The sequence below is a fragment of the Corynebacterium sp. CQ3829_602738 genome (assembly GCF_054478435.1).
In genome coordinates this window covers 2,109,217-2,135,084 of sequence record NZ_CM137003.1, presented here as the reverse complement: position 1 = coordinate 2,135,084, position 25,868 = coordinate 2,109,217, and the positions used below count along the sequence as shown (strand labels likewise).

At 65.5% G+C, this 25,868-nt stretch carries 19 protein-coding genes; 9 read left to right on the top strand and 10 right to left on the bottom strand.

What is annotated here, in order from left to right; all coding sequences use genetic code 11:
- Together ACX1NL_RS10285 and ACX1NL_RS10280 are read right to left on the bottom strand one after the other, a co-directional pair.
- Nucleotides 1–1,041, bottom strand: a complete 1,041-nt coding sequence (locus tag ACX1NL_RS10285) for a hypothetical protein (RefSeq protein WP_458898094.1) — start codon at nucleotides 1,039–1,041, stop codon at nucleotides 1–3.
- 18 nt (nucleotides 1,042–1,059) lie between these two features.
- A complete protein-coding gene (locus ACX1NL_RS10280) occupies nucleotides 1,060–1,638 on the bottom strand; it encodes a peptide deformylase (protein ID WP_458898093.1) in 579 nt (192 codons plus the stop codon).
- A gap of 15 nt (nucleotides 1,639–1,653) precedes the next feature.
- On the opposite strand from ACX1NL_RS10280, the gene ACX1NL_RS10275 reads away from it, so the two are divergent.
- Entirely contained in the window at nucleotides 1,654–1,878 is a 225-nt protein-coding gene (locus tag ACX1NL_RS10275; RefSeq protein ID WP_269951807.1) for a DUF3263 domain-containing protein, read from the top strand.
- 58 nt (nucleotides 1,879–1,936) lie between these two features.
- Nucleotides 1,937–3,136, top strand: coding sequence for a LytR C-terminal domain-containing protein (locus tag ACX1NL_RS10270; RefSeq protein WP_458898092.1), 1,200 nt, complete (start codon nucleotides 1,937–1,939; stop codon nucleotides 3,134–3,136).
- Nucleotides 3,137–3,251: 115 nt separating this feature from the next.
- On the opposite strand, the gene ACX1NL_RS10265 is transcribed toward ACX1NL_RS10270, so the two are convergent.
- The gene (locus ACX1NL_RS10265; protein ID WP_181889013.1) at nucleotides 3,252–4,886 is read right to left on the bottom strand and encodes an IS3 family transposase; all 1,635 of its coding nucleotides are present in this window, start codon (nucleotides 4,884–4,886) and stop codon (nucleotides 3,252–3,254) included.
- Nucleotides 4,887–5,213: 327 nt separating this feature from the next.
- Here ACX1NL_RS10265 and ACX1NL_RS10260 point away from each other — a divergent pair, with 327 nt between their 5' ends.
- Nucleotides 5,214–6,344, top strand: coding sequence for a glutamate--cysteine ligase (locus tag ACX1NL_RS10260; protein ID WP_458898091.1), 1,131 nt, complete (start codon nucleotides 5,214–5,216; stop codon nucleotides 6,342–6,344).
- Here ACX1NL_RS10260 and ACX1NL_RS10255 read toward each other — a convergent pair.
- From ACX1NL_RS10255 to ACX1NL_RS10225, 7 genes are all read right to left on the bottom strand, one after another.
- Entirely contained in the window at nucleotides 6,334–6,714 is a 381-nt protein-coding gene (locus ACX1NL_RS10255; RefSeq protein ID WP_181889122.1) for a monovalent cation/H(+) antiporter subunit G, read from the bottom strand. The two genes, ACX1NL_RS10260 and ACX1NL_RS10255, sit on opposite strands and share 11 nt — an antisense overlap.
- Nucleotides 6,711–6,989, bottom strand: a complete 279-nt coding sequence (locus tag ACX1NL_RS10250) for a monovalent cation/H+ antiporter complex subunit F (protein ID WP_070474753.1) — start codon at nucleotides 6,987–6,989, stop codon at nucleotides 6,711–6,713. The genes ACX1NL_RS10255 and ACX1NL_RS10250 overlap by 4 nt, the downstream gene beginning before the upstream one ends.
- A gap of 1 nt (nucleotide 6,990) precedes the next feature.
- Entirely contained in the window at nucleotides 6,991–7,503 is a 513-nt protein-coding gene (locus tag ACX1NL_RS10245) for a Na+/H+ antiporter subunit E (RefSeq protein WP_239306320.1), read from the bottom strand.
- The gene (locus ACX1NL_RS10240) at nucleotides 7,503–9,287 is read right to left on the bottom strand and encodes a Na+/H+ antiporter subunit D (protein WP_458898090.1); all 1,785 of its coding nucleotides are present in this window, start codon (nucleotides 9,285–9,287) and stop codon (nucleotides 7,503–7,505) included. Before ACX1NL_RS10240 ends, ACX1NL_RS10245 begins: the two co-directional genes overlap by 1 nt.
- A complete protein-coding gene (locus ACX1NL_RS10235; protein WP_181889119.1) occupies nucleotides 9,277–9,771 on the bottom strand; it encodes a Na(+)/H(+) antiporter subunit C in 495 nt (164 codons plus the stop codon). Before ACX1NL_RS10235 ends, ACX1NL_RS10240 begins: the two co-directional genes overlap by 11 nt.
- Nucleotides 9,772–12,756 carry a Na+/H+ antiporter subunit A gene (locus ACX1NL_RS10230; RefSeq protein WP_458898089.1) on the bottom strand — a complete coding sequence of 995 codons (2,985 nt, stop codon included), beginning with the start codon at nucleotides 12,754–12,756 and terminating at the stop codon, nucleotides 9,772–9,774.
- A 167-nt stretch (nucleotides 12,757–12,923) separates the two neighbouring features.
- Entirely contained in the window at nucleotides 12,924–14,279 is a 1,356-nt protein-coding gene (locus ACX1NL_RS10225) for a M20/M25/M40 family metallo-hydrolase (RefSeq protein WP_458898088.1), read from the bottom strand.
- A gap of 409 nt (nucleotides 14,280–14,688) precedes the next feature.
- Between ACX1NL_RS10225 and groL the strand changes: the two genes are divergently transcribed.
- From groL to ACX1NL_RS10195, 6 genes are all read left to right on the top strand, one after another.
- Nucleotides 14,689–16,326, top strand: a complete 1,638-nt coding sequence (gene groL, locus ACX1NL_RS10220; RefSeq protein WP_239306326.1) for a chaperonin GroEL — start codon at nucleotides 14,689–14,691, stop codon at nucleotides 16,324–16,326.
- A 409-nt stretch (nucleotides 16,327–16,735) separates the two neighbouring features.
- The gene (locus tag ACX1NL_RS10215) at nucleotides 16,736–16,864 is read left to right on the top strand and encodes a hypothetical protein (RefSeq protein WP_255711455.1); all 129 of its coding nucleotides are present in this window, start codon (nucleotides 16,736–16,738) and stop codon (nucleotides 16,862–16,864) included.
- A gap of 45 nt (nucleotides 16,865–16,909) precedes the next feature.
- Entirely contained in the window at nucleotides 16,910–17,059 is a 150-nt protein-coding gene (locus ACX1NL_RS10210) for a hypothetical protein (RefSeq protein ID WP_239306327.1), read from the top strand.
- A gap of 106 nt (nucleotides 17,060–17,165) precedes the next feature.
- Nucleotides 17,166–18,065, top strand: a complete 900-nt coding sequence (gene ppk2, locus ACX1NL_RS10205) for a polyphosphate kinase 2 (RefSeq protein ID WP_181192856.1) — start codon at nucleotides 17,166–17,168, stop codon at nucleotides 18,063–18,065.
- A 305-nt stretch (nucleotides 18,066–18,370) separates the two neighbouring features.
- On the top strand, nucleotides 18,371–24,208 hold the full coding sequence (locus tag ACX1NL_RS10200) for a DUF5979 domain-containing protein (RefSeq protein WP_458898087.1): 5,838 nt from the start codon (nucleotides 18,371–18,373) through the stop codon (nucleotides 24,206–24,208).
- A gap of 108 nt (nucleotides 24,209–24,316) precedes the next feature.
- Nucleotides 24,317–25,822, top strand: a complete 1,506-nt coding sequence (locus ACX1NL_RS10195) for a SpaH/EbpB family LPXTG-anchored major pilin (protein ID WP_458898086.1) — start codon at nucleotides 24,317–24,319, stop codon at nucleotides 25,820–25,822.
- The last annotated feature ends 46 nt before the right edge of the window (nucleotides 25,823–25,868 follow it).

The window sequence follows — 25,868 nt, the reverse complement described above, 5'->3', positions numbered from 1 at the left end:
CTACTTGCGGGCCCCGCGCGGGCGGATCGCGCCGGTCAGCACCAGGGCAGCGCCGATCATCAGCGAGAGCATGCCGATGGCGATCAGGGCGCGCATCGGGGTGCCGGTGTCGGCGAGGTCGTCGTCGCGCTCGTCATCGTCCTCGGTCGTGGTGGCCGACGACGTCTTCGACGTGGTGGACGAGGATGAGGTGGGTGTGGTCGAGCTGGACGTCGCCGACGTGGTGCGGTTTTCCAGCACCGTGCGGCTGCTCGACGTGGTGGTCGAGGACGCGGTGGTGGTTGCGGAGGTGTCCGTGGTGGTGGACGAGGAAGAGCTGGTCGACGAGTCCGTGGTGGTGGACGAGGTCTCCGTCGTCGTGGTGTCCGTGGTGGTGGTTTCGTCGGTGGAGGTTTCGGTGTCCTGGAGACGCTCCACGCTGTGCGTCACCTCGGGGCCGAACGCGGGGGAGGTGCTGCTTTCGGTGCTGGCCGGCGCGCTGGTGGCCGGCGTAGTGACGACAGCCGGCGACGTCGACGGGGTGGTCGGCTCCTCGACCACCGTCGGTGTGGTCGCCTCCTCCGCATCGTGCGTGCGCTCCGCGCCGGGGATGCCGAACACGATCGGGGCGTCGCCGGTTTCGGAGCGCTCGAACGCGTCAATGGCGGTGGTGCCCAAGATCCCGCCGAGGCCCTCGATGGGGGCGGGCACGACCACGGGTTCGTCGTCAGGCAAAAGCTCCGAGCGTAACTGGCGCACACCCGCGCGCTCGCGCTTCAGCGCCGCAGCCGCCTCGTCGAAGGTGGCCTTCTCGTCCTTGGTCAGGCCGTCTTCGGCGGCTTCCTCGCGCAGCTCGGCCAGCTCGTCGGAGGCCGCGATGAGCTCCTTGCGCCAGGCGATGAGCACGTCTCGCACCTCGTCGTCGGTCTCTGCGCTGTTGATGGCGGTGATGGAGGTCTCGTGGGTGGCGGAGACGTCGTCAAGCAATTGCTCGACTGGCTCCGCGGGCGTCGCCGGAGCGAGGGTGAGCGACGCGGCGGTGATGGCGGCGGGGATACGCATGGCGGATATCTTAGCGCGTTAATCGTCGTGGCCGAACGGATCTTCGTCCGTGCCCGGAAGCCAGGTGTGGCCGGCTTCCTTCCAGCCGTTGTCGCGGATCACGCGCTTGGCCTCCTTCTTGTAGCGGCCCGTGAGCACGTCGGTGTACAAAAAGCCGTCCAGGTGGCCCGTTTCGTGCTGCAGGCAGCGGGCGAAAAAGCCGGTGCCCTCGACCTCGATTGCGTTGCCGTCTTCGTCCAGGCCGGTCACTTTCGCCCAGTCCGCGCGGCCGGTGGGCCAGCCGTAGCCCGGCACGGACAGGCAGCCTTCGTCGTCCTCGCCGGTGTCGGCGGGCATGGTCTTGGGGATCTCGGAGGTCTCCAGCACCGGGTTGATCACGGTGCCGCGGCGCATCTGATCGCCGTCCGGGCAGTGATAGACGAAGATGCGCAGCGGCACGCCGATCTGGTTGGCGGCCAGGCCCACGCCGTGGGCGGCGTCCATGGTTTCGTGCATGTCGGCGATGAGCTCCTGCAGCTCCTCGACGGGCTGCGTGACTTCCTTGGTCGGCTCGTGCAGCACCGGGTCGCCGTGGATAACGATGGGTCGGATGGTCATGCCAATATATTAGGCATGCTTTCAGAGACCGACCTTTCCGTGCTCCGCTTCGCCGCGCGCGCCCCCAGGTCGATCGGCGCGCGCGAGGATGCGGTGCGCGCTGAGCTGGGCATGCAGCCCATCCGCTACTACCAGCGTTTGAATAGGTTGCTCGACTCGCCCGATGCGCTTGCGGCCGAGCCCCAACTGGTGCGGCGTTTGCAAAGGCTTCGCGACGACCAAAGGTCCCCCAACCTCTAGTTCAGCTTTACGGTGTGTTGCGCCTGGATTCCGGGGCGGTGTGGTTAGAGTTGCCGATGTGACTAACGACAACTATGGCAACAACCGTCCCGGCTCCGAGTTCGAGCCGGGCTCCGGCTCCACGCGCTACACCGGCAACTCCGACTCGTTTGGCGGCGCGTACGACGAGGCGTACGACGGCTCGTACGATGCCGAGCCGATCGACGCCGAAATCGTCGACGACACCGAGTACCGCGGCGCCCACCGCCGCGACGACGACTCCGAGTACATCGAGGACGTCGATTACGGTGCCGGTTACGGGGCCGGCCAGGCCGGATACGCCGACGACACCCGCCACCTCCCCGGCGCAGGTGCCGCCGCGGCGGGCGCTGCCGGTGCTGCTGGTGCTGCTGGGGCGCGCCGCCGCTCCCGCAACGCCGACGACGCGATTTACGACGAGCCCTACGACGGCGCCTACGAGGAGGATTACGACGGCGAGCCGAAGGGACGTCGTAAGGCAGCTGCTGCTGGCGGCGCCGCGGAAGGCGGCCTGCCGAAGCGCGGCCTGGCGATGATCCTGATCGCCGTGGCGGCGCTGCTGGCGCTGTGGGGGATTTGGAAGATGACGCAGGACGACAAGGGCGGCGACGGCGAGGGCGTCGCGCCGACCTCGTCGACCGTGGTGGGCTCCTCCGCGGCGGCGCCGGCCGGCGACGGCGCTGGCCAGAACGGCCAGAGTGCTGACGGCGCTGGTCAGGGTGCCGAGGGCCAGGGCGGCGCAGCAACGGGCGCGGACCAGAACAGCCAGAAGACTGAAGGCCAGCCGGCCCAGGACCCCAACGCCCAGGACCCGAACGCCCAGCGTCCGGAGGGCGCCGAGGGCCAGGGCGAGAACGGCCAGCCCGCACCGGCGCCGGCCCCGGCACCGGCGGGCGCGGGCCTCGACAACGCGTCGGCCCAGGTGTACGTCTACAACAACTCCGGCACCCCGGACCTGGCCAGCCGCACCGCGGACCAGCTGAAGGGCCAGTACAACGTGGCCAACAACTCCGCCGACGCCGCAGTGATGAACATGCCGGAGCAGGTCTACGGCGTCTTCCCGGAGACCTACGTCTTCTTCGACCCGGCCGTCCCGGGCGCTGAGCAGGTGGCGGCAGACATCGCCCGCCGCGTCGGTGGCGCCGCCCGCGCGAAGGGCGACCTCCCCGAGGGTGCGACGAGCATCCCGGAGCAGGCCGCGAACAACAGCGCCGCCGTGGCGGTGGTCCTGGCGGGCTAGCTACGCGCGCCCAGAGCGCTCCCTCCCAAAAACCGGCTACCTAGAACCGGCTACCAAGCGAAAATGGGGATGCGGACAAATTCTTGGAGTGCATTTGGGGGACTTTGTCTCGTTGTTATGCACTCAGTGCTTGTCGGTGTTCGGCGATGGTGGTGTAGCCGTCGCCGAGTGTCGACTTCAATCGTCTGTGAATGTAGAAGTCGATGTAGGTGTCAATATAGTCGCGCATTTGCTCCACCGTCATCGTTGACACCACAGGCCTGCCTTTGAGCAGTTCTTGTTTCATCGTGCCGAAGAACCCTTCGGTGCGCGCGTTGTCGCCGCTGGTGGCTTTGCGTGACAGTGACGGGATGTATCGCCACCGGGTGTCGCACCACGCATCGGCCTGGCAGTCGGGGCAATCCAGGATGTTGTGGGTGTGGTCGGTGATCAGGCTGACCCAGCGTTCACTGCGGTAGAGCCCGCCACGGTCGGAATGGATAATCGGTTGCGCACCGTCGGGTTTTACCTCGTCGATTCGCGCGATCATCTCGGCGACCAAGTCGTGATTCGGCGACGTCGACATGGTGACCGCAATCGGCATCCCGTCGTAGAAATCGATCGCTGCCGACAGGAACAACTTCCCGTCTGGGCAGTGGATTTCGGTGACGTCGGTGCCGATTTTCTCCCACGGGGCATCCGCGTGGAAATCGTGGGTCAGCCCCTGAGTGTCGGCGTGGTCGATGAAATACTGCGACGGTGCAACAACCGGCCGGGCCGCATCCGAATCCGCATCCCCGTCGCTGCTGTCGGGTGGGGTGATCAGCAGCAGGTTTGCCGGTTTGTGGTCGGTTTCACCGGTGTAGGAGGAGTACTTGCCCGACGCCTTCGCCGGCGGGCGGCACCCAAGCTCTTTCATGAGGGTGCGCACGATCTTTTCCGACACTGTATGCCCCATGATCTTTAACCAGGCGTGGATGCGCCGGTAGCCGTAGCTTTGCCCGGATTCGGCGGCTGCCTGCAAGATCAGCGGTTTGAGTGCAGCGTGGCGCTGTTCGCGCTGTTGCACTACCTGCGTGTGTTTGTGTCGGTGGTAGTAAAACGTCGACTGCGCAATCCCAACGACCGCGCATGCTCGAGCGATGGAAAACTCGTGGGCGTCCGTGAGGGCAACCACCACTGCGGCTTTCGCCGCGGTGGACAGCTCACCGTCACGGACGTCGTCTTTTCCCCGCGACTCACCGTCGCGGACGTTGTCTTTTCCCCGTGGCTCACCATCGCTCATGAGCACGTGGATAATGGCGTCTTTGACCGTTTCCCGGTCGCGCATCTCAACAACGAGTTTTTTCAGCTCGTCCATGTCACTGGGTAAATCAGCGATATCGTCTATCGGCCCAGGCCCTGGCAGCCACTCGTTGACTGGCCGGGGTGGTTTCTTCGCATTGGCTGCCTCATCGACTCGCTGCTGCTGATGGTTGCGTTGGACTTTGCGGTGTTTGCTCACGCGTTCCATTGTCGCCGCATAGGCCTCGTCGAAAGTCATCGACGCTGCCGAATCGCGTTCGTCATCGTCGGGCCAAAACCGCTTCGTCCAGGTCAGTGCCGCGGTGTCGTGGACATCGAACTCCACGGCAATGTCACGCACTGTCGCCTGCGAGGTCAATCTGCGTGCGACAACTTTTGCGATGGTCTCAGCGTCGTAGGCGCGTCGCGTACCGTCCAAGCTCTGGCCACGACGCTTGGCCGCAACCCAGTTGCCGACCGTGGCCACCGACGGTCGGCGACCACACGCGTGTTCAGCCCAGTCGCAGACCTCACGGGCAGACGACCCAGCCAAAAACCTCTCAACCGCACCAACGCGGATATCAGATGGAAAACCTGCGGGCATCGGAATACCTTCCAGCCCCCAACACTCCAACTTTTTGTCCGCGCTCCCAATCAAGCTGGTAACCGGTTCTAGGTAGCCGGTTTCGGCGCATTGGCGGGTTGGGGCGGCGCGCCCCCGCAAGCCAGCGCACCGAAAGCCCAACCCACCCCGCGCATATAAACCCGCCTCTGGCACCCGCCCCAGCCGCCGCAGAGGATAGGCTCGTCCATTATGGATCCATTCCGCGATTTTGCCAGGTCCGACGGCCCCACCCTCGGCGTCGAGTGGGAGATTTGCCTCGTCGACCCGGTCACGCGCGATTTGGTGCCCCGCGCTGCCGAGGTGATCGAAGAGGTGCAGGTCCGCCACCCGGACGTCCACCTCGAGCCGGAGTTCCTGCAGAACACCATCGAGCTGGTCACCCCGATCTGCGCGAACACCAAAGAGGCCATCCAGGCCCTGCAAAAAGACCTCAACGCCGTCAAGGAGGTCGCCGACGAGATGGGCCTCAAGCTCTGGGCGAGTGGCGGCCACCCGTTCTCGGATTTCCGCACGAATCCGCTGAGCCCGAAGCACACGTACGAGGAGATCGTTAACCGCACGCAGTACTGGGGCCAGCACATGCTGCTGTGGGGCATCCACTGCCACGTCGGCATCAGCCACGAGGACAAGGTGTGGCCGATCATCAACGCTGTGATGACCAAGTACCCGCACCTCCTCGCCATCAGCGCGTCCAGCCCGGGGTGGGACGGCATCGACACGTCTTACGCGTCGAACCGCACGATGCTGTACCAGCAGCTGCCCACCGCGGGCATGCCGTACCAGTTCCAGAGCTGGGACGAGTGGGTCGGTTTCATGCGCGACCAGCAGACGTCGGGCGTGATCAACCACACGGGCTCCATGCATTTCGACGTCCGCCCGGCCGCGAAGTGGGGCACCGTCGAGGTGCGCATCTCGGACGCCACGAGTAACCTACGCGAGCTCGCGGCCGTCGTGGCGCTGACGCATTGCCTGGTCGTCCACTACGACCGCATGCTCGAGCGCGGCGAGAAGTTGCCCACGCTGCAGCAGTGGCACGTCGCGGAGAACAAGTGGCGCGGCGCCCGCTACGGCATGGACGCCCTGGTGATCACGAGTCGCGACACCGACGAGGACTGGATCAAAAACGAGTTGCAGTTGCTTATCGACGAGCTCACGCCCGTCGCCGCCGACCTCGATTGCGTCGACGAGCTGAACTTGGTCCGCGAGATCATCGAGCGCGGCGCCGGCTATGAGCGCCAGCGCGCGATCTACCAGCGCACCGGGGATTGGAAGGACGTCGTGGACGCAACCTGCGCGGAGATGTGGGAGCTCAGCCTTTAGGGTTGACGCGCCGCGGGTGGTAGCTGGCGGGGCGGTCGTTGCGGGTGAGCTGCTCGTCGTCGCCGTAGAGGCCTTCGCGTCGCGCGATGCGGCTGAGACGCTGCGCGGTAACGGGGCTGGTCATCAGGGCGAAAATCACGAGCAGCACCATCATGCCGATGTCGCCGCGTTCGTGCACGCTGAATTCCTCGGCGGTGACCACGCGGATGATGGTGCCGGTGATCATCAGCACCAGGCCGGTGGTTTGGGGTTTGGTGATGGCGTGCACGCGCGCCAGGGTGGAGTTGAACCGGGCGGTGCCCACGGCGGCGGAGAAGACCATGAACGCGCCGGGGAGGATGAACACCAGCGAGATGATGTCGGAAATCATAGGGAACCGTCCCTCTTGCGGAAGCGGGCCACGGACAGGGTGGCGATGAAGCCGAGCAGGGCGATGACGATCATGACGTTGACCACCGTGGTGTCCAGCGTCCAGCAGATGTACAGGGCCAGGGCGCACTGGAGGGAGGCGGTGATGCCGTCGTTGGCCAGCATGCGGTCCATGGAGTCGGGGCCGACGATGGCGCGCCAGGCGAAGATGAAGAACCCGGCGACCAGGAACACGGCGGCCACGGTGAGGCAGACGGTGTAGGCGGTGCTGTGCATGTCAGCGGCCTCCTTCGAAGATGGCGATCATTTGGCGCTCCAGTTTCTGCACGTTGGCGATTTCGCGGGCGATGGCGGCGTCGCCTTCGGCGTCGAGGACGTGGATGGTCCATTCGCGGTTGGCCAGGTCGATGTCGGTGACGGTGCCGCCGGGCTGCAGGTTGTAGGCGCAGGTGGCCAGGTACAACACCAGCTCGTTGCTCAGGCGCATGGGCACGCGCAGCACGGCGTTGCGCGGCTGCGGCGCGCGGCGCAGCGACAGCCACGCCACCTTCGCGGACGCCACGAGCAGGTCGAAGAACCACTCGAACATGAACGCGGCGAGCTTCAGCCAGTTCACCCGGTTGCCGCTGCGCGGCACCGGCGGCAGCGGCAGCGCCAGCACGATGAGCAACCCCAGGCCCAGCCCGGCGACGAGGTTGCCCCAGCTGAGCTGGCCCATCAGCAGGATCCACATGAACGTCAGCCACGCCACGGTCAGCGGGCGGAAGCGGTGGGCGACTCCTTGGAGCATTAGCGGGTCACCTCATTCGATTCGGCGTCCGCGGGTTCGGGCACCATCTCGGTGGTCACGCCGGTGCTGGTGGGCCCGGCGGGGCGGGAGGAGTCCCGGTGCTCGAGGGAGTCCCGGCCGCCGCCGGCACCGGTCTGTTCGCGGAAGGCGTCGAGGTTGCGTGTGGGGGCCGAAGGGTCGTCGATAAGCACGGCGCTTCTGTAGATGGACAGGTCCTGGGCGGATTGGGCAGCGCGGTCCGTGATGTTGGAGATCGGGCCGGCCAAAAACGTGATGCCTGTCGACGCAAGCACCAACAACGCGGTGGACAAAAACATGCCAGCGGGCACGCGGCCGACGTCGTCGCGGTCGCCCGATGCGACGGTTTCTTCGCGCGCGGCAAGGTTGGCCGGGCGCGCCAGGACGACGTCGCCTTCGGGTGCGTCCACGCGGTCGCGCAGGAAGCCCTTGGACCAGACGGTCATCATGGCGTACAGGGTCAACAGCGAGGTGACCACCGCGCCGCCGATAAGCACCCACGCCAGCCAGGAGCCGTCCTCTGCGCCGGCCTGGATGAGCATGACCTTGCCCAGGAAGCCGGAAAACGGCGGGATGCCGCCCAGGTTGAGCGCGGGGATGAGGTAGAGCAGCGCAATCACGGGCGCGGTGTAGAGCAGCGAGCCCAAACGGCGCAGCTGCGCGGAGCCGGCCTGGCGCTCCACCAGGCCCACCACCAGGAACAGGGAGGTCTGCACCAGAATGTGGTGCACCGCGTAGAAGATGGCGCCGGACAGGCCGGCAACGGAACCGAGGGCGACGCCGAAGATCATGTAGCCGATGTGGCTGACCAGGGTAAAGGACATCAGACGTTTGATGTCGTTTTGGGCGATCGCGCCCATCACACCCACGATCATGGTCAAAAGCGCAATGACCATCAGCGTGGAATCCAGGGCGCCGTCGGTGAACACGGTGGAGCGCACGCGGATAAACGCGTAGACGCCCACCTTGGTCAACAGCCCGGCGAACACGGCGGTGACGATGGAGGCAGCGGTGGGGTAGGAGTCCGGCAGCCACGCGTCCAGCGGGAAGATCGCCGCTTTGATGCCGAAGGCCACGATGAAAGTGGCGAAGATGGCGGCGCGGGTGCCGGTGGGAAGCTCCTCCATGCGGATGCCGGCCTGCGCCATGTTCACGGTGCCCACCGACGCGTACACCAGCGCGAGCGCGAACAAGAAGACCATGGACGACGCCATGGAGACCATGACGTAGCCGATGCCGGCGCGCACGCGCTGCGGGGACGCGCCCAGGGTGAGCAGCACGTAGGAGGCCACCAGGAACACCTCGAAGCCGACGTAGAGGTTGAACAGGTCGCCGGCGAGGAAGGACAGGTTCACGCCCATGCTGAGCAGCATGTAGGTGGGCAGGAAGACGGCGACTGGGTCGTCGTCGTCGCCGTCGCGAAGCCCCTGCGAGATGCCGTACCACATCACCGCGAACAGCACGATGGAGGAGACGAACAGCATGATCGAGCTCAGCCGGTCCGCCACCATCGTGATGCCCACCGGCGCGTCCCAGCCGCCCATCTGCACGGTCTGGATGCCGTGGGTGTCGGCGACGATGATCATCACCGCGGCGATCACGGTCAGCGCCGCCAGGGTCCCCAGGGCGATGAAGCGCTGCAGGTTCACGCCGCGGAACAGCACGATCAGCCCGGCGGCGAACGCGGGCAGGATGATCGGCATAACGATCATGTACGGCATCGCGGGCAGCACCCAGTCGGCGAAGGCCATGAAACTATTTCGCATCGTGGCCTCCCTTGACTTCCTTCACCGGGTCCTCGAACGGCTTGGGGCCGAACTCGTCGCCGGAGGGGCTGGCCTTGCCGGTCTGCGCGTCGTCGGACTTGTCGCGGTCCGGGGAGGCGGACTTCGGCCGCGCGGCGATTGCGCGATCCTCCTCGTCCCGCTCCACGATGTCGTCGGTGCGGTAGCGGTACTGGCGGTAGGCCAGGGCGAGCATGAACCCGACCATGGCCATGGAGATCACAATCGCGGTCAGGATCATCGCCTGCGCCAGCGGGTCCGCGCTGTCGGCGGCCGCTTTGGAGTCGCGCCCGATGATCGGCGGGGAGCCGGCGGGCCCGCCGGACTGCAGAAGCAGCAGGTTGGCGCCGTTGCCGATCAGGGTCACGCCCATGATCATGCGGGTCATGGACTTGTCCAGCATCAGGTACACGCCGCACGCGATCAGCACGCCGGAGCCGATGAGCAGGAACAGGTTCGCTTCCATTTACTCGCCTCTCCTTTCGCGTTTGCTTATGGACGATCCGCTGGCCGCCGCCGCCCTGCGCTCGTTGTAACGGGCTCTGCGGTTCCTGGACATGAGCCTGCGGCGTTGCTCGTTTTTGGCCTGCAGCTTGCGCGCGCGGTCGCGGGCGCGCTGCTTTCGAGTGTCCTCCTCGCGGTCCAGGTAGGCGCCCATGGAGGCCAGCACGTGCATGATCAGCCCGACGACGATGATGTAGATGCCCGCGTCGAAAATCAGCGCCGACGGCACCGTCACATCGCCGATGAGCGGCACGTCGAATTCCGCGTACGAGGAGGTCAGCGGCGGCATTCCGAAGAACATCGGGGCGACCGCGGCCGCGGTGGTGAACATGATGCCGATGCCCATGACCTTGCCCGGGTGCACCGGGAGCGTTTCTTCTGCTTCTCTGCGTCCTCCCGCTAGGTACCGCAGCGTCAGCGCAAGCGCGGCGACGAGCCCGCCGGCGAACCCGCCGCCCGGGGCGTTGTGGCCGGAGAAGAAGAAGTAGGCCGACAGCAGCATCATCGAAGGGAAGAGCAGGTGCGTGACCACATCCACCAGGATGGAGCGGTTCTGAGCGGTCTCCGTCTCCACGCCGGAGGCGAGCCAGCGCGCCTTAGTGGTGGACAGGGTGGGCCGGCGCGACTCCGGGTCGAAGTGGAAGGTGCCGAAGATCAGGCTGGCGATGCCGGTGGCGGCGACCACCAGCACCAGCGTCTCGCCGAACGTGTCCGCCGCGCGCAGGTCCACCAGCAGCACGTTGACGGTGTTGCGGCCGTGGCCAATCTCGTAGGCCAGCTCCGGCATGTACTTGGAAATCGGCTCGGCGACGCGCGCGGACATGGCCGTCATCGCCACCGTGACCACGGAAACGCCGGTGCCGATGGACAGCCAGGCGCGCAGGCGGTTGTCCTCGTTGCGCTGCTCCGTTTCCGTGGGCATCTTGCGCAGGACCAGCATGAACACCACCATCACGATGGTCTCCACCAACGCCTGCGTCAGCGCCAGGTCCGGTGCGCCGTGGAGGACGAAGATCAGTGCCATGAAGTAGCCGGTCAGGCCCACCATGATCACGCCGGAGAGGCGGTTGCGCTGCACGGCGGCGAAAAACGCGAGGCCGGCCATGATGGTGACGGCCAGGCCCTGCCAGACGTTGTCCCACACCTGCATGCGGATGTTGTTGGAATCTCCCAGGATCAGCGCGGCCAGCGGCACCACGGCCAGGAAGGTGAAGATGACGGCCAGGTTGATGGTCAGCGAGCCGCGCTGCGTTGACGCCGTCAGCTTCAGCGACCAGCGCCGCAGCGTGTTCATGATGTTGTCCCACACCGCGTTGGCGTCGCCGAGTGCGGGGCGTTCGAACTGCGCCTTCGCCACCACGTCGCGCTGCCAGAACATGATGGCGCCGGCGAAGATGATCACGCCGGACAGCGCCAGCGGCACCGTGAACCCGTGCCACAGCGCAAGCTCCGAGCCCTCGACGTCCGGGAAGCGCACGTTGAGGTACTCGTTGATCGGCGCGGACAGCCCCGCCGGCACCACGCCGAAGCCCACCGTGCAGGCTGTGAGCACCGCGGGGGAGAGCCACAGCTTCGGGCTGGGGGAGTGCATGTCGCGCACCGCCGGGGACTGCCCGTCCACCCACGGCTGGCCCTTGGTGGCAAACGCGCCGTAGACGAAGTACAGCGAGTACGCCATGGTCAGGATCGAGCCGACCACGAGCGCCACCAGGGTGATCTTGCCAGGCATGCCGGTGAGCAGCTCCTCGTGCAGGATGGCGTCCAGCGCCGTCTCCTTGGCCACGAATCCGAACAGCGGCGGGATGCCCGCCATGGAGGCGGCGGAGATAATCGCCAGCGTGGCCAAAAGCGGCTGCTTTCGGCCCAGTCCGGACAGCTCGTGGATGTCGCGGGTGCCGGTGGTGTGGTCGATCGCGCCGACGATCATGAACAGCGTCGCCTTGAACAGCGAGTGCGCGAACGTGATGGCCAACCCGGCCATGGTGGCCTCGCGCGAGCCCACGCCAATGACGGTGGTGATAAAGCCCAGCTGGCTGACGGTGCCGTAGGCCAAAATCAGCTTCAAATCACGCTGCTTCAGCGCCATCCAGCCGCCTAGCAGCATGGTGAACCCGCCGGTGGACAGCACCACCAGGTGCCAGGTGTTCACCGCGGACAGGTCCGGCGCCAAACGTGCCACCAGGTAAATGCCGGCCTTCACCATGGCTGCGGAGTGCAGGTAGGCGGACACCGGGGTGGGCGCGGCCATCGCGCCGGGCAGCCAGAAGTGCCAGGGCGACTGGGCGGACTTGGTAAGCGCACCCAGCATGATCAGCACGATGGCGGTGGAGATCGCCGGGGTGTTTTCAATGTCGGTGATCTGCGGGATGTCCGACAGCTTCCAAATCTGCGCCTTAAAGCCGAGCAGGTTGATGCCCACGAGCATGGCCAGCCCGCCGAGGGTGGTCACCATCAACGCCTGCATGGCGGCGCGTCGAGAAGATGCGCGCTCGCCGTAATAGGACACGAGCATGTAGGACAGCACCGACGTCAACTCCCAGAACACGTACATGAGCAGGAAGTTGTCGGCGATGACCAGGCCGTACATGACCGTGGCGAAAAGCGTCAGCTCGAAGCCGAACTTGGCCAGGCGCCGCGGGTTGGAGTCGAAATACCCCCAGCAGTACAGAAGCACTAGCGCGCCGATACCCAGGATGATCAGACTGAACAGCCCCGCGAGCGCATCCAGGCGGAATTCCAAGTTGAGGTTTGTGGACGGCATCCACGTGAACGCCGCCTTGACCTCGCCGCCGTCGCGGAATACCCCGGTGGCGAACAGGCGAGCCACCCAAATAAACCCGCCCAGCGGCACCAGCGCCAGAAAGCCGAACGCGGCGCGGCCCACCGTGCGGAGGAGCACAGGGGCGGCCAGCGTGGCGGCGGTGAGCGCGATGAGCAGTTTCAGCACGGGGTGCGCAGCCCTCCTCTGGTCGTGTGCGTGCAGGGCACACCGCGCCTCAAGCGGGGCAGCTCATTGAGTTCACACGGAAAATACTCACTCCAGCGACAACTGGGTATCTACGCGTCAACACGGGTGGCGCGGCCGTTAGAAATTCACTGTAGCGATTTTTGATGCTACTTGCCGTAGCGCTGAAGGAAAGTCGCCTCCGCCACCGCGATGCGCTCGATCTCTGTCGGATCGACCGATTCGTCGACGCCGTGGATGCCGCACATCGGCTCCTCCACGCCGTAGAGCGCGATCTCCGCGTCCGGGAAGGTGTTCTGCAGCGTAATGGTCAGCGGGATGGAGCCGCCGGAGCCGACCACGGACAGCTTGTCGGCGCCGTAGGCCTCCTTGAGGCACTCGCCGAGCGCGGCCACTGCGCCTGCCGACGGATCCGTCGCAAAGGGCTCGTTGACGCCGCTGACCTCAACCTCGACCTTGGCGCCCCACGGGGTGTGGGACTTGATGTGCTCCTCCATCTTCTGCGCGATCTCGGCGGCGCTCTGGCCGGCCGGCACGCGCAGGTTGAACTGGGCCTCCGCACGTGCATTCACCGCGTTCATGGCCTCGGCCACCGGGGTGGAGGTGAACCCGATCATGGTCACCGCCGGGCGCGCCCACACCAGGTCGGCCGGCTCGTCGTCCGCGGTGCCGAGCAGCTGCACGCCCTCGAGCACGGTGGCGTCGGCGCGGAAGGACTCGCGGTCGTAAGCGTCGCCGTCCCATTTCGTGGTGGTGTCGACGCCGTCGATGGTGGTGCGGCCGTGCTCGTCGAAAAGCGAGTTCGCGATGACCACCAGCGCGTGCGCGGCGTCCGGAGCTCCGCCGCCGAAGCTGCCGGAGTGGACCTGGTTCGCCAGCGTCTCCACCGTCACCTTCACCTGCGCGCCGCCGCGCAGCGAGGTGGTCAGCGTAGGCACGCCCACGGCCACGTTGCCGGAGTCCGCGATGAGGATCGCGTCCGCCTCGAACACCTCGGGCTTTTCCACGATGAGCTTGCCCAGGCCGTCCTTGCCGCCGAGCTCCTCGGAGCCCTCGACAACAACTTTCAGGCCCAGGTCGGTGCCACCGTTTTCCTCCAGCAGGCGCAGCGCCTCCAAGTGCATGGCCAGGTTGCCCTTGCAATCCGCGGCGCCGCGGCCGTACCAGCGGCCGTTCCGCTCCGTCAGCTCGAACGGGCTGTTCGTCCAGGCGTCCGGGTTGTTCGCGGGGACCACGTCGTAGTGGGAGTACAGCAGCACCGTGGGTGCGCCGTTTTTGGGCTCCCGCTTAGCGACGATCGTGTCAGCGTCATCCACCGTCGGGTAGCGAGTCACGTCCAGACCCAGATCCTCCAGGGCGTTGACCGTCCAGGCGCAGGCATCCTCGTGCTGGTCCGCCAGCTCGGGCGTGGAGTGCACCGAGTTGAAAGAGACCAGCTTGGACAGGTCGCTGAAGATGCGGTCGCGTTGCGGGGTGTACGTGGCGTTTGCTGCGTTGTCAGTCATGGCACCACGCTAGCAGCGTTGGCCGGGCCGGTTTGGCGGTTTCGGGGCGGTGTTGGGGCTGTGGTCGGCTAAATGCTTACCCCAGGATGCTTACTGTTCGAGTAACCCTCGGCGTGCCTGCCCGCGCTACTCGAGAAGTAAGCATCCTGCAGTAAGCATCCTCGAACCGGTAAGCATCCTGGAGTAAGCATCCCCGCCCCGGCACAACCACGCCCCTTGCGTTCCTTGCACTCAACCCCGTCGAGTGCTAAAAATGTGGCTGGCACTCACGCAAGCCGAGTGCCAATAAACGAACAAAAGCGGGTGAGGCTGAGACCACTCGTCAGCCGTGCCGTCGCGGGCGCCTGCTTGCACTGACGAACTGAGTGACCGTCCACGTACGCCTATTTACAAGGAGTGACACACTCGCATGGCAAAGATGATTGCATTCGACGAGGAAGCGCGCCGCAGCCTCGAAAACGGCCTGAACACCCTGGCTGACGCTGTGAAGGTCACGCTGGGCCCGAAGGGCCGCAACGTGGTGCTGGAGAAGTCTTGGGGCGCCCCGACGATCACCAATGACGGCGTGACCATCGCCAAGGAGATCGACCTCGAGGACCCGTACGAGAAGATCGGCGCCGAGCTGGTCAAGGAAGTCGCCAAGAAGACCGACGACGTCGCCGGCGACGGCACCACCACCGCTACCGTGCTCGCACAGGCGCTCGTGCGCGAGGGCCTGCGCAACGTCGCGGCTGGTTCCAACCCGATGGGCATCAAGCGCGGCATCCAGGCCGCCACCGACAAGGTGTCCAAGTACCTGCTGGACCAGGCCAAGGAAGTTGAGACCCAGGAGGAGATCGCCTCCACCGCCGGTATTTCCGCGTCTGACCCGGAGATCGGCAAGAAGATCGCCGAGGCGATGTACGCCGTGGGCAACGGCGCCGTGAACAAGGAATCCGTGATCACGGTTGAGGAGTCCAACACCTTCGGCGTGGACCTCGAGGTCACCGAGGGCATGCGCTTTGACAAGGGCTTCATCTCGGCATACTTCGCCACCGACATGGAGCGCGGCGAGGCAGTGCTTGAGGACCCGTACATCCTGCTGGTCTCCGGCAAGATCTCCAACGTCAAGGAGCTTGTGCCGGTGCTGGAGCAGGTCATGCAGTCCGGCAAGCCGCTGCTGATCGTCGCCGAGGACGTCGAGGGCGAGGCCTTGTCCACCCTCGTGGTGAACAAGATCCGCGGCACCTTCAAGTCTGTGGCGGTGAAGGCGCCGGGCTTCGGTGACCGTCGCAAGGCAATGCTGCAGGATCTGGCCATCCTCACCGGTGGCCAGGTCATCTCCGAGGAGGTCGGCCTGTCCCTGGAGACCGCCGGCATCGAGCTGCTCGGCCAGGCCCGCAAGGTTGTGGTGACCAAGGACGAAACCACCATCGTCCAGGGCGCCGGCGACCAGGCGCAGATCGATGGCCGCGTGAAGCAGATCCGCGCCGAGATCGACAACTCCGACTCCGAGTACGACCGCGAGAAGCTGCAGGAGCGCCTGGCCAAGCTGGCTGGCGGCGTTGCGGTGATCAAGGTCGGCGCCGCCACCGAGGTGGAGCTGAAGGAGCAGAAGCTGCGCATCGAGGATGCTGTGCGCAACGCGAAGGCTGCCGTTGAGGAGGGCATCGTCGCCGGCGGCGGCGTGGCTCTGCTGCAGGCCGCCAACGAGCTCGCCGACGACCTCGGCCTGGAGGGCGACGAGGCCACCGGCGTGAAGATCGTCCGCGAGGCCCTGTCCGCGCCGCTGAAGCAGATCGCGCTGAACGCTGGCCTGGAGCCGGGCGTGGTGGCCGACAAGGTTGCCAACCTTCCGGACGGCGAAGGTCTCAACGCCGCCACCGGCGAGTACGTGGACATGCTGGCCAGCGGCATCGCCGACCCGGCGAAGGTGACCCGTTCTGCGCTCCAGAACGCCGCGTCCATCGCCGCGCTGTTCCTCACCACCGAGGCTGTCGTGGCTGATAAGCCGGAGCCGGCTGGCGCAAACCCGGGCATGGACCCGGAAGCTATGGGCATGATGTAAATCAGTCTTAGCCGATGAAAGCGCGTCCTTCGGGGCGCGCTTTTTCATGCTTATCGACGTCAGCTCCGCCCCACCCCCGTATTGGTGTAAAACGTCACAGGCGGACGGCAGTTTTGGGCGTGTACAGATCGTCCTTGCGGCCGAATGAGTTACACGTTCTGCCACCAATTCAATTGGTGTTCACTTTCCGGTTTCGGTCAGGGCAGGTTATCGGCCCGGTCGCGAAAAGGTTACGTTTCGGTGAACGCATACCAGCTTAAAGCTGCCTGTGTGGTGCAAATCCTATTTTGAGAATGCGCTTGACGTAGCTGGTCGATGTGGCAAAATTCCTCCTGTGACGCCCACCGGGTGTCAGTACCTGTCAAGATTTGCCAGACACACACTGGCACCTATCGAAAAGGGGAAATCAATGCCTTTCGATCTCAAGTTCATCCAGAAGCAGCTGAAGACCTTCAAGACCTTCGCCACCAACCTGGCTGATCTGTTCCAGAACACCCCGAAGACCATCAAGAACTTCGCTGACAAGGTCTCCGCGTAAGCCTTCACCTCACTCAACACAAACTTTCTTTAAAGGAGAATCATCATGGACAACGCATTGACCAACTGGGTTGCACTTTCCTCCGGTAACGGCGCCAACGGCGTCACCCAGGTTCCGGGCGCTCTGCTCGACCTGCTTCGCGAGCTGGGCAAGCTGGCTGGCAATATCGCTGAGCTGATCGGCTTGGTCGCGTAACTGTAACGCGCACTAGCCGAAGGTCCCGTCGCAAAGCGGCGGGGCCTTTTTGCATTCCCGCATACTTCTCCGGCACACCGCGCCCGCGCCGAATAGACTGAAGAACATGGCTGACAACAAAGACGACGAACTGCCGATGATCGACCTCGCCCAGACCGAGGGCTGGGTTGTGGACGACACCGACGAGGACGACCCGGTCCTGCTCATGCCGGACGGCACCGCCATCCAGACGTGGCGCGAGAACTACCCCTACGACGAGCGTCTTTCCCGCGACGACTACGAGAAGGAAAAGCGCGCCCTGCAGATCGAGCTGCTGAAGTGGCAGAACTGGACCAAGGACACCGGCCAGCGCCACATCATCCTCTTCGAGGGCCGTGACGCCGCCGGCAAGGGCGGCACGATCAAGCGCTTCAACGAGCACCTCAACCCGCGTGGTGCGCGCACCGTGGCGCTGGAGAAGCCGTCGCCGCGGGAGTCCACCTCCTGGTACTTCCAGCGTTACATCGAGCACTTCCCGGCCGCCGGCGAGATCGTCTTCTTCGACCGCTCCTGGTACAACCGCTCCGGCGTGGAGCGCGTCATGGGCTTCTGCACCGAGTCCCAGCACGCCGAGTTCCTGCGCGAGGTGCCGATGCTGGAGAATATGATCCTCGGCTCCGGCATCTCCCTGACCAAGTTCTGGTTCTCCGTGACCCAGAAGGAGCAGCGCACCCGCTTCGCCATCCGCCAGGTGGACCCGGTGCGCCAGTGGAAGCTCTCGCCGATGGACCTGGCGTCCCTGGACAAGTGGGAGGACTACACCCGCGCCAAGGAAGAGCAGTTCCGCTACACGGACACTGACGAGTCGCCGTGGATCACCATCAAGTCCAACGACAAGAAGCGCGCCCGCCTCAACGCGATGCGCTACATCTTGAGCAAGTTCGAGTACACGAACAAGGACCACGAGGTTGTCGGCGAGCCGGATCCGCTCATTGTGAAGCGCGGCCGCGACCAGATCGGCGACTAGGGGCACTTCGCTTGACGACGACCCCCTGCACCCCACGGTGCCGGGGGTCGTGGCCGTTTGGCGTGATGAAAATCACCGACCGCCCCGATGGTTCGCAGTGAAACATGTTCGGGCATCATGGCCGCGGGCGACGTGCGGATATGGGGAAGCCTGGGTAATTCCTGTGTGAAAACCGCAGGTAAGAAGGATGTCCAACTTTTAGGCCGGGAAAAGATCTGTTTATTTCTCGGGCTCCCGGGCGTAACATTTGGCCGTCACAACCAGATAGGTGGTGTGTCATCTATATTCTGTCGAGCCGAGGATCTATGACTCAATGCGCCCGCCCCACCTTTGCCACCCGCGCACGCCGTGCGGTGGTGGTGTGGGCTGCGCTCGCACTCGCGGCGGTGCTTACCGTCGCCGCGACGGTGTACCCGGGCTCGCAGGAGGCGCAGGCACAGTCGACCGCGGCCACCGCCGACGGCGTGAATTTTGGCAACTGCTCGTTCCGCGCGGGCACCGGGGTGGCGGAGAACTGGGCGAACCAGATTTGCTGGCTCGACCTGACCGGCCTGCCGACCACGAATGGCGGCACAGCGACGCTAACCAAAAAGGTCGGCGACTACACGCTGAAGTTCGACGTGAAGCTCGAGTCCAGGGGCACGACCGTCAAAGAGGCGGCGACGAAATCCCCGTGGGATCAATCCGCATTTGGTAAGACCGGCACCGGCTTCTTCGAGCGCCAGAGCTCGGCCACGGCGAACGATGTCGTCGCCATCCGCGGTGGCGGCCTTGCCCGCTACACCTTCAGCAACATCGCGATCACCGACGCCGCCGGCAACCGCGTGAGCAACTACCGCTTCGCCATGGCGGACGCCGAATCCACCGGCGCCGGCGCGTCCCCGGGCGAGATCCTGGACGTATCCAACACCAGCCCGAACAGCAAGGGAGTGACACCTGCGACGCGTTTGACCCCCGACGGCTACAAGGACGCGTGCACCGCGAAGCAAAACGGCAAGGCGATTTACGGCCCCGGCGCTGAGCCGCAGGCCAGCCTGTGGGGCACAACCGGGTCGATGCAGCGCGATTTCATTTGCTGGGTTCAGGAAGACGCGGACTACCGTGCGTCGACGAGAGCGTACGGCGGGTTCATCGTCGGTGTGAACAGCCCGTCGTCGATGGAAATCGCTATCGGCTCCGTCGGCGGATCTGGCCAGCAGGCGTTCGCACTCGGCATCGGCTTAAGCCGTGTCGAGTTTGCCAACAAGGATGCCCTGGCCACGGTGAATAAGGATGCCGAGAACTACTTCCTCGGCGCCGAGTCGAAGGCCACGGCGAACTACGAGGCCTTCTCCCGCAACAATGCGACCGGCAAAGAATCGCCGATCAAGGTCACCGAAGGCGGCACGGCAACACTCATGCGGTCGCTGGATGTTAACGGTGTGCCGGAGGATACGTTGGGGTTTCGGTCGTCGTTAAGCAATGCCCCGAACCGCTACAACCCGGTGTGGAAGTGCGTGCTGACCACCTCCGGGGGCAGCGCGACGTCCGAGACCATCCGCGCGGGCGCCGTACCGGCCAGCTACAAGCTGACTAACCAGGGCGAGACGTCGACGCTTCTAGTGGATAGCCCGGACAACGACAAACTCAACTGCACCGTGAGTTGGGAACCCAAGTTCAAGCCGGCGAAGCTGGATTTGAGCAAGACGGTCGACGGCAACGCCGCGGGTTTCGACGAGATCAAGCTGCAGAAATACACCCTGCACTACGCGTGCCGTGCGCCGGAGGGCTTCGCGCAGGCGTACCCGGACGTCAAGTTGGAAGGCGACGCGGTGGTGGAGCCGGGCACCATCTCCACGGTGGGCAACCTGCCGCAGGGGACCACGTGCACCGTCACCGAGCGTGTGGCGCAGCCGCCAGCCGGCACCGATCTGAAACTGTCGTGGAACAAAGGCGTGGCAGGCGACGCGAAGGCGCCTGTGACGGTCGTGCTGCCGACCACCGGCGCAGCCCCGACGGCAGTGGGCGCGGCGAGTGCGAACAACAACTACTCGTACCGGGCCGGTTCGCTCAACTTCAGCAAGACCATCGTGGGCGACCCGGTTACCGACGGCAAAGTCGGCGGCACGTACCGCTTCCGCTTGGTGTGCGCGGGCACGGACGTCAAGCGCGAGTTTGAACTGAACCTCACGAGCGCGAAACCCTCGGCGGCCACGAAGCTCGACGGCATCCCGGTCGAGCGCGACTGCTCGATCGCGCCCCTGACCGACCTGACGCAGAAGCAGCGCGAGACCATCCAATTCATCAGCCGCGACGCGACGCTTGCGGGCCAACCGGCAACCCCGGACGCAGCCGGCGCCTACCACTTCACGCTGCGTGAAGGCACCACCCCGGAACTGCACTTCACCACCAGCTACGACTACCTGACGTTCCCGTTGTTCGTCCGCAACGAGGTCAACGGCCTAGCCGCCGGCGCCGCCGACGTGGAGCGGTTGCGCTACACCGTGCACTACCGCTGCCAGGTGGAGGGACGCACCGTCGCCGAGGGCACCGCCACCTTGAACGGCTCCCAGGGCGAGGCGCGTATCGACGACATCCCGGCCTCCGCCTCCTGCACCGTCTGGGAAGACCTGCCGGGCGATACCGCGACCACCCTGTTCAAGGGGGCGAAGGTGCGCGCCTCGGATGCGAGCGACCAGGCGACAACACTGACCAACGAGGAAGCGAAAACGCAGCCTGTGACCACGATCCGCGTGGTCTCCGGCACGGACCGCAACCAAGTGACACTGGTGAACACCTTCGACCCGAAGCTGGGGACGGTCTCGCTGCGCAAGGTGGTCGACGCGCAGGTGCAGGGCGCGCTGCCACAGTCGTACGCCTTTACGTTCCGCTGTGGCTCGCGCAACGTCGCCACCTCGGTGGCGGGCCAGTCGCGCGCGGTGGAACTGACCGGCCGCGCCACCGTCGCCGCCGACGGCACGGTCACACTGACAGCCAACGACGCCGCCGCGAACGACCAGAACGGCGCCATGGGTGTGCCGTACGGCAACACCTGCACGTTCGCCGAGGAGACCCCGAAGGTAGCCGGCGGCATCCTGTTTTCCACCGACGTGCAAGACGTGAAGCTCGGCGTCGACGCGGCGCAGAACACCGCCACGGTGACCAACACGTACCGCCCCGCGGGCAACGGCCTGACCGTGAGTCTGCGTACGGGTGGGCGCGAATCGTTGGCGTTGTCGTCGCTAAGCTATGCCCTGAACTGCGACAACGGGTTCACCGAATCGTTCGACCTCGCGCCTGGAGAAAGACGGGCGTTTACCGCCGCGCAGGTGCCGCAGGGCACGGCGTGCACGCTGACGGAAACCGGCGATAGCGCCACCCGCACCACCGCGGACGGGCGCGACTACCCGATCCAGGCGACATCCGAGTACCTCTACGCGTCGGACGCCGAGGACATCACCGCCGTGGACAACGGTGGCGAGTTCGTCATCGGCATGCAGTCGACGATGGACGTCCACCACGAGTACGACTTCATCGAAGCACCAGTGGCCGGTACGAAGCAGGTGGTCTTCAACGACCCGAACAACCTCATCTCCGAGCCGCGCCGCGCGATCAAGTCGAATCGCATCTTTCCGGTCAACCTGGTGTGCACCAACCCGGACGGCACCGCGGGACCGAACATTTCCACGACGGTGCAGCAGGGCCAAGCTCCCGGCGGCACCCGCGCCGCGGCCGGCTCGACCTGCACCATTACGGAGGGCGACACCACCACGGCGGTGGGCATCACGCTGAGGAAAGCTATCGACGTCAACGGCGCGCGCACCGACGGCGGCACCGCGAAGTTCACCGTGGACGACGCCAAGGGCGTGACGCTGCTGTTCGTCAACACCTATGAGCGCCGCACGACGTCGATCGAACTGACCAAGCGCGCCATCTTGCCCACCGACGCGATCCGCGCGCAGTACGCCAACGCGGGAAAGGACCTGCAGGAATCGCTGTACAACCACGCGTTTAGTCTTGTCTGCCGCGATCCGGAGACGGGCGATACCGCGGTGCTCCAGCAGCAGTCGGGCGCGATCAAGGGCGAGGGCTCCACGACGTTTGACGGCGTGCCGGTCGGCGCGGACTGCCAACTCACCGGCGACAAGTTCGGCTCCCTCGCCTTGGCAATGAACGACGGGCAAGACGACCTGAAGGCGTTCCTGCGCCCGGCCTTTGTGGATTGGGTTGTGGACCGCGAAGGCGGCAACGCCTACCCGGACCAGAAGCTGGACAACGACACGACCACGTCGCCGGTGTTCCTCACCGTGGACGACCCGGCGAAGAACCACGTCCGCCTGGACAACCACTACGAGTACGAGACCTCCACGGTGCGCCTGAGCAAGGACCTCGCTGGCGCGGCGGGCAACCTCAGCGAGATCCCGGACGACTACACGTTCAACTTCACGCTGCAGTGCAAGGCGATCGGCTACCAAACCAGCTCCGTGGGCGAGACGTCCTTCATCCCGGAGAAGCTGCGCCCGGCAGACGGCTACGTCATTCCTGCAAGTATCCGCAAGGGCGACTTCACCGACGGCACGTTTATCTCCGGCGAGGCGAAGGTTCCAGCCGGATCGCTGTGCACATTCAACGAGCAGGATGCGACGAACGTGCCGGAGGCGCTGACCATCGCCCCAGAGCAGAAGATCGTGCGCGGCTACGCCCCCAACCCGGGTGAAACCGCGCCTGCGGACCTCCACTTCGTGAACAAGGTGGAGCGGCGCACCACCCCGGTGCGTCTGGCGGTGTTCAATTCCGGCTACCTCGCCGAAGCGGATGAGGCGGGCTACACCGCGCAGCTGCGTTGCGACGACCCCGCGCAGACCGCCGTGACCAGGCAGTTCCCGCTGACCGCCCTGTCCGGATCGGAGATGCCCCGCAGTTTCGAAGCCCCGGCGGGCGGGCAAGTCGTGGACCTGCCGGTGGGGGCGAACTGCACTCTCGACTTCGCCGGCAGCGCGGCGCTCGCCGCTCGCGGCCAGCTCGAGGTGACCGACGGCGCACGCACCCCGCTGGCGCAGTACGCCACGTGGGGGAGCGGTTCGCCCGCGCTGCCCACCGGCTCGCTGTCCAACCTCGCCCCGGACGAGGTGAACGGCTCCGACAAGGCGTACTCGTACACCTTCGCCACCGCGGCGAACCTGCCGTCGGCGGAGACCGCGCTGACCGTCGGCGCGGACATCTACCACCCGCGCGCCCACTACGATGTGGCGTTCACCAAGACCGCCGCCGGCCCGAGCTCCGGCACGTTCACATTCCACCAGTCGTGTTCGTCGCAGAGCGAGGAGTTCCAGGTGCGCGCCGGCGAGACGCACACCATCGCGGACGTGCCGGTGGACAGCGACTGCGCCGTTGACGAGGTCGACGACGGCAACCCCGACGCGGCGTCCGTGTTCCAGGTGGTGTCTAACGGCGAATTGGTCACCCCGCTCGAGGGCGACACCGATTCGGTGGTGTTCACCGCGCAGCCGGTCTCCGACCCGACAGACCTCGCCCGCTCCGGGGACCGCTGGTCGCTCACCGCGAAGAACACCTTCCCAGGCGTGAAGGTGCAGAAGCTTATCGACGGCACTCCGCTGGGCCAGCTCACCGGCGACGCCTTCGGCACCACGCTGCTGCGCCACGACGCCACGTCCATGCAGATGACCTACACCGTGACCAACACCGGCGAGTTCCCGCTGAAGGACTTCACGGTGACGGACCCGTCGCTCGCCGGCCTGGTCGTCACCCGCGGCGGGTCGGTCGTGCGCATCGGCGACGACGGCGCCGTGCCGGACAGCATCTGCCCGACCACCGAGCTGGCCGCCGGCGAGGAGTTTTCCTGCACCTTCAACGTCTCCATCCCGGCAAGCGCCGACGAAACCTGGCGCTACCCGGCCGAGGGCGACGCCGCCGTGACCGTCACCGCCGCCGCGAACGCCGGCGGGGCGGCCCAGACGGTGGCGGCGAAGGATGCGCAGGGTGCGTTGAAACCTTCGGCGTCGCTAAGCATGCTGCTCCCCGAAACCGGTGAGCAGACCCTGGTGCTGTTCCTGCTGCTCGGCCTGGTGCTGTTCGGCTGGGGCGCATGGCGGGTGAGCCGCCGCGACGAGCGCGCGGAAGGCGGTGAGCTCGTTGAGATGTAGAAAATTCGCCCGCTACAAGCGGACGGTGTACGGGCTTTCCTAAACCGGCACATGTAATTCCGAAAACCAACTCCACACACCCACCCCTCCAGAAAAGGACTTGCAACCATGTCGAACCTGACCAAGAAGACCTTCGCGCTGGCCGCCGCGGCCGCGTTCGCAACCGCCACCCCGCTCGCCGTCGCCCCGGACCTCGCGCCGCTTGCTGTCGCGCAACAGGCCAACAACGCCATCGACGCGTCGAAGCCGGTGAGCCTGACCATTTCCAAGCAGGACAACACCCCGGGCCAGGACCAGAAAGCCATCTCCGGCACCGAGTTCAAGGTCGAGCGCATCCAGATGACCAACGGCCTGGACACCGCAAAGGGCTGGGACGAGGCGAACGACATCGTCGAACGCGGTGCCACCGCCGCGACCGCCGCTGAGACCATCGGCACCAAGGCCACCGGTTCCGACGGCACCGTCAAATTCGACAACCTCAAGGTCGGCCTGTACCGCGTCACCGAAATGACCAACGGCGACTACACCGTCGCCGCACCCTTCCTGGTCACCCTCCCGCTGACGGAGGAAGACGGCACGATCAACTACAACCCGACGATCGAGCCGAAGAACCAGCTGATCAACCCGACCAAGGCCGTCTCCGACACCAACAAGAACGTCGGCGACACCGTCACCTACACCGTCAAGGCCCCGGTCCCGGCCGGTGACGTGCTGCAGGACGGATCTCGCACCATCTCCGATTACCGCATCGAAGACCAGGTGCCCGCGGCATTCACACTTAACGACGGCTCCGCCGAGGTCACCCTCCTGAACAGCACTGAAACCCTGGCCGAGGGTGACTACACCGTCACCTACGAAAACAACCGCCTCGTGGTGAAGTTCACTGACGCTGGCCGCACGAAGTTGGCGAACCTGCGCAAGGACAACCCGGAGCTGCAGGTCCAGGTTGTCTTCGGCGCCACCGTGAAGACGATCCCTGCGAACGGCACCGTGGTCAACACCGCCGAGGTGTATGTGCCCAACCGCGATGGGTCGATCAAGTCCGTGCCGGAGCGGGACATCATCGACGGCAACAAGTCGAACTCCGACGAAAACAAAGAGAAGAACGACACGAAGACCCAGTACGTGAACGTGGTGTTCTCCAAGACGGTCAACGACAAGAACAAGGACAACGAGAAGACCGGCGCCGGTGCCGAGTTCCAGGTTGTGCCGTGCCAAGACGGCAAGGTCTCCAATGACGCCGTGGCGCTCAACGCTGCGAACGAGGCCGGTGACGCCAAGACCGGCAACACCTTCACCACCGTCGGCGGCGACGACTCCACCCCGGCGTCCGTGACCGCGTTTGCGCTCCAGTTCGACCCGGAGACCGAGTACTGCGCCGTGGAGACCAAGGCGCCTGAGGGCTTCCTGCTCAACCCGGAGCCGCAAAAGCTCGTTAAGGGCGAGGATGTGAACGGTCGTCCGGTGTACACCGTGACCACCAACGACGTGAAGGACAACATCTGGGGCCGCCTGCCCGCGACCGGTGAGCGCACCATGCTCTACATCCTCGCGCTCGGCCTCGTGCTGTTCGGCGGTGGCGCTGCGTACCAGCTGAGCCGCCGCAACGCTTAAACCGCGCAGATGGTGAAACACCGATGGTGAATATGCCCGGAATTGG

Excerpts from the sequence above, each read along its gene's own strand:
- ACX1NL_RS10240 (WP_458898090.1), bottom strand. The coding sequence starts at position 9,287 with ATGCGAAATAGTTTCATGGCCTTCGCCGACTGGGTGCTGCCCGCGATG.
- ACX1NL_RS10195 (WP_458898086.1), top strand. The coding sequence starts at position 24,317 with ATGTCGAACCTGACCAAGAAGACCTTCGCGCTGGCCGCCGCGGCCGCG.
- ACX1NL_RS10245 (WP_239306320.1), bottom strand. The coding sequence starts at position 7,503 with ATGCTCCAAGGAGTCGCCCACCGCTTCCGCCCGCTGACCGTGGCGTGG.
- groL (WP_239306326.1), top strand. The coding sequence starts at position 14,689 with ATGGCAAAGATGATTGCATTCGACGAGGAAGCGCGCCGCAGCCTCGAA.
- ppk2 (WP_181192856.1), top strand. The coding sequence starts at position 17,166 with ATGGCTGACAACAAAGACGACGAACTGCCGATGATCGACCTCGCCCAG.
- ACX1NL_RS10215 (WP_255711455.1), top strand. The coding sequence starts at position 16,736 with ATGCCTTTCGATCTCAAGTTCATCCAGAAGCAGCTGAAGACCTTCAAG.
- ACX1NL_RS10225 (WP_458898088.1), bottom strand. The coding sequence starts at position 14,279 with ATGACTGACAACGCAGCAAACGCCACGTACACCCCGCAACGCGACCGC.
- ACX1NL_RS10260 (WP_458898091.1), top strand. The coding sequence starts at position 5,214 with ATGGATCCATTCCGCGATTTTGCCAGGTCCGACGGCCCCACCCTCGGC.
- ACX1NL_RS10285 (WP_458898094.1), bottom strand. The coding sequence starts at position 1,041 with ATGCGTATCCCCGCCGCCATCACCGCCGCGTCGCTCACCCTCGCTCCG.
- ACX1NL_RS10235 (WP_181889119.1), bottom strand. The coding sequence starts at position 9,771 with ATGGAAGCGAACCTGTTCCTGCTCATCGGCTCCGGCGTGCTGATCGCG.
- ACX1NL_RS10280 (WP_458898093.1), bottom strand. The coding sequence starts at position 1,638 with ATGACCATCCGACCCATCGTTATCCACGGCGACCCGGTGCTGCACGAG.
- ACX1NL_RS10200 (WP_458898087.1), top strand. The coding sequence starts at position 18,371 with ATGACTCAATGCGCCCGCCCCACCTTTGCCACCCGCGCACGCCGTGCG.
- ACX1NL_RS10250 (WP_070474753.1), bottom strand. The coding sequence starts at position 6,989 with ATGCACAGCACCGCCTACACCGTCTGCCTCACCGTGGCCGCCGTGTTC.
- ACX1NL_RS10255 (WP_181889122.1), bottom strand. The coding sequence starts at position 6,714 with ATGATTTCCGACATCATCTCGCTGGTGTTCATCCTCCCCGGCGCGTTC.
- ACX1NL_RS10275 (WP_269951807.1), top strand. The coding sequence starts at position 1,654 with ATGCTTTCAGAGACCGACCTTTCCGTGCTCCGCTTCGCCGCGCGCGCC.
- ACX1NL_RS10210 (WP_239306327.1), top strand. The coding sequence starts at position 16,910 with ATGGACAACGCATTGACCAACTGGGTTGCACTTTCCTCCGGTAACGGC.